This is a genomic window from Stenotrophomonas sp. 05L44_2 (assembly GCF_056665995.1).
Window position 1 is genome coordinate 1 of the sequence record NZ_JBFTNR010000317.1, and the last position, 4650, is coordinate 4650.

The window sequence follows — 4650 nt, forward strand, 5'->3', positions numbered from 1 at the left end:
GGCCAGAAGCTGTACCTGGCCCCGGACAAGCGGGTCAAGGTGTGGTGATGTAACGCAGACGGGCGCCGAAAGGCGCCCGTTTTATTTCCATGGGTAGACGCAAACCTTGGTTGGCGTTCTTCCGGCATCCACGCATCGCATGGATGGGCACCGCGGCAAGGCGCGCCGACCAAGGTCGGCGCCTACCGGGGCAATGCCGGCCACTCGCGCAACGATTCCACCGGCACACCCACGCGGGCGCAGGCGCGGCTCGCCAGGCCGTCGGGCAGCGCGCGGCGGAACAGCGGCGCCATGCCCTGCATCAGCTTCGCCGAAGCTGCGGCCTGCGCACGCTGGCGCGTGCTGCGCTCTAGCATGCCCTCGGCCCACTCCGGCAGCAGCGCGGCACCGGCACCGAGGAAGATCTCGCGCGACAGGCCGGGCACCGGCACCGGCAGGCGCACGCCGGACAGCACCTGCAACACTTCGCGTGAGCGTTCGTCCACCACCAGCTCCGGCTGCCGTGCACAGAAATACGCATCCACTTCCGCTGCACTGCGTGGTACGTCCGCCGCGCCCAGCGCTTCGGCCACGCAGCGGTACTCGTCGTAATAGCGGTCGGCGATCGCGGCAGGCACCTCGCGCCCGTAGCGGCGATAGCCCTGCAGGAAGCCGTAGGCCTCGGTCACGTGCACCCACGTCAGCAGGTGCGGATCATCGGCGGCATACGGCTCACCCTGCGCGGTATGCCCGCGAACCTGCGCGTGGATGCGCCGCACCTTGGCCACCAGCGCTTCCACCTCGCGCGCCGGCGCGTAGCTGGTGCCGGCCACAAAAGCAGTGGTACGGCGCAGGCGGCCGACCAGGTCCTGGCGGAAATTGGAATGATCGTAGACACCGGCCAGCGCGCGCGGATGCAGCGTCTGCAGCATCAGCGCACACAGACCGCCGGCCAGCATCGAGGGCAGCTCAGCGTGCATCCGCCAGGTGACGCTGTCCGGCCCGAACCAGCCGGGATCGCCCAGTGGATGGTCGTAGTCGATGCCGCTCTGGCCACGCGGAAACGCATCCAGGACCCAGCGCCGGATCGGCGCGGTGACGGGGCGGGAAAGACGGTGCAGCAACGGCGGCATCACGGGTCCAGATCGGCGGAGGGACGGACCACGTCCTGCGCGGTCCACCCCGATTCTGGTCGATCACGACCGGCACAGCGAGCCCATCCGCTCAGCGTCGGTTTCATGTGCGCGCGCAGCACATTTCACCCTGCGACATCTTGTCGCAGGCCACGCGGGCAATGCTGCGTCGCAACAATATTCACCTGTTCAGACAGAACCCTTGTGCCGCGTGGCCTTGAGGCCATTGCACCGCTCGCTGGAAGTGCTAGAACTGAACCCGCCACACCGTCCACTGCAGATCGCCGCACGTTCCACAAGGAGCCAGCCATGATTGCTTTGTTCAAGGGTTTGGGATTACTGCTTCGCGACAACGAGCTCTACAGCAGCCCGTTCGAAAAACAGGTCGCGCACTGGCGCAGCCTCAGCGAACAGCAGATCCGCGATGAAGTGGCGGTGCTGGCCCAGGCCAAGTGCCAATGGCTGATCACTTCGATCGTCGGATGGCAGGCAGCTTCGCTGCTGATCCTCGGCCTGATCACCAATTACCTGTGGCGCGACGATTACCACATCACCTTCACCCGCGTGGTCGTGGTGTTCGGCTCGTGGATCTCGATCCTGTTCGTGATCTGGTTCATGGCCAACATGTTCGACCGCACAGCGGGCTTCGAACGCTGGATGAAGGCCTTCAACAGCCGCGCGCGCATCACCTCCAAGGCCGACAGCGTCGAGCACGTGGCCGAAGCGCTGGACCTGGCTGAACACTATCCGGAAGTGCTGGACTACAAGCAGGCGGTCACCGCCAAGCGCGAGCTGCGCCACGAGGACATCCGCATCATGACCGAGATCGGGCGCATGAAGCAGCACTCCGAACTGGTGGGTCGCCTGAATCATGTCGGTGAAACCGAACACCATCACGACATGACGCTGCAGCCCGCTTACTGAGCCGAACGCAATCCGGGGGGAGCCACAATGCCACCGTGCTCAGTCACGGTGGCATTGTTCTTTCTGCACGTCGCTGACGCACTGGCGGAAGTCCTTCGGCAGGCCACTGACCTGCTCGGTCTTGCCTGCGGCCACCGCGAACCGGCGCAGCGGCGGCTTCGCGCAAGCGGTGTCGGTGCTGCAGCCCGGCGCCAGCACCAGGTAATGGCATTGGCCACTGCTGCTGGCGATGCATTCGAAACGCGCCACGCCATCGACCACCGTGCTCTTGCTGTACAGCGTGTCCACGCCATTGGCATTGGTGCGGGTGATCGACGTGTTGCTGGACTTTTCGCAGCCGGCGATGGCCAGCACGGCGAGACCTACAAGCAGGATACGGCGCATGTTCGTTCCTCGGTGGATGGCAATGGCTGCGGCTACATGCCGCGGAACAGACTCATGAACGRCTGGCTGACCACCAGGGTTTCGGCACGCTGGCGCAGGCGCAGCACGCCACGGCCGGTATCGTCGCGGCTGACGGCTGCTACCGCCTTCATGTTGACGATGGTGGAGCGATGCACCTGGCGGAAGTGCAGCGGATCGAGCACTTCCAGCAGCTCGCGCAGCGGTGTGCGCAGCAGGCTTTCGCCGGCGGCAGTGACCACCGTGGTGTACTTGTTGTCAGCACGGAAATAGATCACATCGTCGAGCATGATCAGCTGCGTATCGCGGCCATTGCTGGCGGTGATCCAGGCCAGGGGCGGCCGGTCGTTGGCGACCGGGCCTGCACCCAGGCGCTGCAGCAGGCGCTCCAGCACCGCATCGTCCTGGCGCGCGGATGGCAGCCGCGAAAGAATGCGATCGCGCGTGGCCAGCAGCCGTTCGTCACTGACCGGCTTGAGCAGGTAATCCATCGCGCCCTGCTCGAAAGCATCGATGGCGTACTGGTCGTAGGCGGTGACGAACACCACCTGCGTGCGCGGGCTCAGTTCGGCCAATGACCGCGCCACTTCGATGCCGCTGATGCCGGGCATGCGGATGTCGAGGAAGGCGATGTCCGGCTGCTTCTCGGCCAGCTGTTCCAGCGCACTGGCACCGTCCTCGCATTCGGCCACCAGCTTCAGCTCCGGCCACAGCCGCCCGAGCTGCTCGACCAGCGAGTGCCGCAGCAGCTCCTCGTCTTCGGCAATCAGCGCTTCAAGCGGCATGGCTGGGCTCCTTGGCCGACTGCGGCAGGGTCATGGTAGCGGCTACACCACTGGGGAAATTGGCCACGATCGCCACTCCGGCCTGCTCGCCGCAGGTCAAGCGCAGGCGCTCGCGCAGGTTCTTCAGGCCGATGCCGGTGCCGCTGGTGCCCTGTCCGAAACCGAGCCCATCGTCGGCGACCGTCACGGTGACATGGTCATCGAAACCACGCGCGAGAATCCAGATCGTGCCGCCGCCTGGCTTGGGCTCCAGGCCGTGCTTGATCGCATTCTCGACCAGGGTCTGCAGCGCCATCGCCGGCATCTTCACTTCGTGCAGCTCGGTGGGCACCTGCACTTCCACCGCCAGCCGTGCGCCCATGCGGATGCGCAGGATTTCCAGATAGGCGCGGGTACGTTCCAGCTCCACGCCCAGCGTGGAAACCGATTCGTCCACCTGCGGCAGCGAACTGCGCAGGTACTGGATCAGGTGGCCGAGCATCTGCTCGGCGCGCGCCGGGTCGGTGCGGGTCAGCACCTGCGCATTGGCCAGCGAGTTGTACAGGAAGTGCGGCTCGACCTGCGCGTGCAGCAGGTTCAAGCGCGCGACCGACAGTTCCTTTTCCACCTGGGTCTGTTCGGCAGCGGCCTGCTCGTCGCGGCGCTGGTCAGCCACACGGCGACTGATCGCACGGGTCACCGCTTCGGCGTTCTCATAGTTGCTGCCTTCATCCAGTGCCAGCAGATCGGCCCACCAGCCGGCGTCCGGTTCGAACAGCAGGGTCACCGTGCTGGTGCCCTGCCCCGGCGTTACCGTGGCCAGCACACTGTTGCGTTTGATCGCCAGCCGCGCCGGCAGGTTCCAGCGCGACGGTTGCCGGCCGTTCCACAGGTCGACGCGCCGCACATAGGCACGTACCTGCAGACTGCCAGCAGAACTCTCCACCTCTTCCACCCGCGGCAGTTCGCCGACGGCAGCCTCGACCACTGCGAAGGCCTGGCCGGCATCCATCGGCAGTTCGATCTGCCGGCGCTGGCGGCCGGACAAGGTGGCGCCATCGAGGCGACCGGCCACCAGCCAGACCCGGCGCACGTGAGTGATCGCGCTGCCCAGCGCGGAGATCATCAGGAACATCACCAGCAGCCCGAACACCCAGCCTGGGCCGTCGTTCATGCCGCTGAAGATGCCACTCCAGACCATGCCGGCAACGAACAGCGCCGCGGCCCAGGCCAGCAGATGACGGATGATGAGGGAGAAGCTGGCGATCACGGCGGCGCCTTGGTGGAAGGGGTGAGCCGAGCATAGAGCGGCCCTTCGGGCAAACAAGCGATGTGCGACGAAGACCGGGAAAGGGTGGATGGAACCGGTTCTGGTAGCGCCGGCCGCTGGCCGGCTCCCCATTGCTTCCAGATGCATCACCGGGTTGCCGGCCAGCGGCCGGCACTAC

5 protein-coding genes are annotated in these 4650 nt (G+C 66.0%); 1 reads left to right on the top strand and 4 read right to left on the bottom strand.

The features are described from left to right. Positions 1-182 precede the first annotated feature (182 nt). Positions 183-1112 (bottom strand): oxygenase MpaB family protein, encoded by a 930-nt coding sequence (locus tag AC1VAN_RS12330; protein WP_032977064.1) that lies wholly within the window; start codon positions 1110-1112, stop codon positions 183-185. 309 nt (positions 1113-1421) lie between these two features. On the opposite strand from AC1VAN_RS12330, the gene AC1VAN_RS12335 reads away from it, so the two are divergent. Continuing rightward, on the top strand, positions 1422-2036 hold the full coding sequence (locus AC1VAN_RS12335) for a hypothetical protein (RefSeq protein WP_025878393.1): 615 nt from the start codon (positions 1422-1424) through the stop codon (positions 2034-2036). Positions 2037-2075: 39 nt separating this feature from the next. Here the strand turns inward: AC1VAN_RS12335 and AC1VAN_RS12340 are convergent, their stop codons facing one another. From AC1VAN_RS12340 to AC1VAN_RS12350, 3 genes are read right to left on the bottom strand one after another with little or no spacing between them, the layout of a single operon-like run. Further along, positions 2076-2420, bottom strand: a complete 345-nt coding sequence (locus AC1VAN_RS12340; RefSeq protein ID WP_442251700.1) for a hypothetical protein — start codon at positions 2418-2420, stop codon at positions 2076-2078. 32 nt (positions 2421-2452) lie between these two features. After that, complete coding sequence (locus AC1VAN_RS12345; RefSeq protein ID WP_480985888.1) at positions 2453-3223, bottom strand: LytR/AlgR family response regulator transcription factor; 771 nt, start codon at positions 3221-3223, stop codon at positions 2453-2455. Further along, positions 3213-4472, bottom strand: a complete 1260-nt coding sequence (locus tag AC1VAN_RS12350) for a sensor histidine kinase (RefSeq protein ID WP_032977067.1) — start codon at positions 4470-4472, stop codon at positions 3213-3215. The genes AC1VAN_RS12345 and AC1VAN_RS12350 overlap by 11 nt, the downstream gene beginning before the upstream one ends. Positions 4473-4650 lie beyond the last annotated feature (178 nt).

Bases quoted from the DNA above. Each gene is read 5' to 3' on its own strand.
- AC1VAN_RS12340 (WP_442251700.1), bottom strand. From the start codon at position 2,420: ATGCGCCGTATCCTGCTTGTAGGTCTCGCCGTGCTGGCCATCGCCGGC.
- AC1VAN_RS12330 (WP_032977064.1), bottom strand. From the start codon at position 1,112: ATGCCGCCGTTGCTGCACCGTCTTTCCCGCCCCGTCACCGCGCCGATC.
- AC1VAN_RS12335 (WP_025878393.1), top strand. From the start codon at position 1,422: ATGATTGCTTTGTTCAAGGGTTTGGGATTACTGCTTCGCGACAACGAG.